At 60.1% G+C, this 1648-nt stretch carries 1 protein-coding gene; it reads left to right on the forward strand.

Annotated features, from left to right (window positions below; genetic code table 11):
- Positions 1-1461 (forward strand): IS1634 family transposase (locus tag VGG64_16675; GenBank protein HEY1601238.1); only part of this gene is annotated, 1461 nt, incomplete at its 5' end.
- Positions 1462-1648 lie beyond the last annotated feature (187 nt).

The following is a 1648-nucleotide window of genomic DNA, read 5'->3' on the forward strand; positions in this document are numbered from 1 at the left end:
CTCGACCAACTGCTGGATCGGCTGATCGAACCGGGGCGCGAAGAAGTATCGTGGGCGGCGGTCGCGGCGATTCTGGTCCTGGCCCGCTTCTGCGAACCGTCGAGCGAGCTGCACATTGCCGACACCTGGTATCGACGAACGGCGCTGGAAGAGTTGCTCGGCGTCAGGCCGGAACAAGTTCACCCGGATCGCTTGTACAAAGGTTTGGATCGTCTGCTTCCGCACAAGGAGTCGTTGGAAAGGCATTTGCGCGAGCGGCTGGGCGAGTTGTTCGAATTGAAGTGCGACCTGCTGCTGTACGACGTGACGAGCACGTACTTCGAGGGAGACATGGAAGGCTGCCCGCTTGCCCAGCGTGGCTACTCGCGTGATTCGCGTGGCGACCGGCCGCAAGTCTGCATCGGCCTGGTCGTGACCGAGGACGGCTTTCCGCTGGGGTACGAAGTATTCGCCGGCAACAGGCACGATTCGACGACGGTGCGGACGATGATCGAGTCGCTGGAGAAAAAGCATGGCTCGTTGAATCGGGTCTGGGTGATGGATCGCGGCATGGTCAGCGAAGCGAACTTGAAATTCCTGCGCGAGCGTGGCGGGCAGTACATCGTTGGCACTCCGAAGGCGATGTTGCGTCGTTTCGAACAGCACTTGACCGACAAGGATTGGGCAACCGCCCAGGAAGGCGTCGAGGTGAAACTCGTGCCCGGCCCGGCCGGCGATGAGACGTTTCTGCTGGCCCGCAGCGCCGACCGTCGTCAGAAGGAATTGGCGATGCACGAGAAATTCACGTCGCGCTTGGAAGCCGGTCTGAAGAAGCTGCAAGCCGCTGCGGAAGCCGGGCGATTGAAGGACACGGCGGCCGCCGGCCAACGGCTGGGCCGATTGAATCAGCAAAACTGGCGCGCCTCTCACGCTTTCGACGTGACGATCAAGGAACTGGCCCAGCCGCGGGGCAAGCAGCTACTCGAAATCACTTGGCAGCGCAATGCGCGGTTTGGTGATTGGTCACGGCTTGCCGATGGCTGTTACCTGCTCCGCAGCAACCTGCAAGGCGTCGATGCCGCGACGTTGTGGAAGCGCTATATCCAACTGACCGAAGCCGAATGGGCCTTTCGCATCACGAAAGACGAGCTGGAAATCCGCCCGATCTGGCATCAGAAAGAAGACCGCGTCCAAGCCCACATCCTGGTCTGCTTCCTGGCGTATGCCCTGTGGAAGACGCTGGCCGGCTGGATGAAGAACTCTGGGCTCGGCGACGCCCCGCGAACGCTGCTGGAAGAAATCGCGAAACTGAAAAGCGGTGACGTGACATTGACGGCCAAGTCGCCCCGCGACGGCCACCAACGAAAGATCACGCTACGCTGCGTGACCGAACCGGACGACGGCCAGGCCGTGTTGCTTCACCGCCTCGGCTTGAAGCTCCCGCGCCGCCTCCGCCGCATGGACAACGTAATCCAAATGTAGTGAAATAAACCTACCCATATCGCACCTAAGTCCTTTGCCGATCGTCCGAACTCTTTAACTTGGGCTAACGTTGAGCCGATCAAGAAACGAGTGTCAGAAAGTCGGATAGAAAACCGTTGGACGGCGGCACGGCGCAGTGCAAAAATGAGGTCATCTCTTCAAGCAGCAAGGACTTGCACGAAATCAC

The sequence above is a fragment of the Pirellulales bacterium genome, assembly GCA_036490175.1.
In the GTDB taxonomy this organism is placed as follows: Bacteria; Planctomycetota; Planctomycetia; order Pirellulales; family JACPPG01; genus JACPPG01.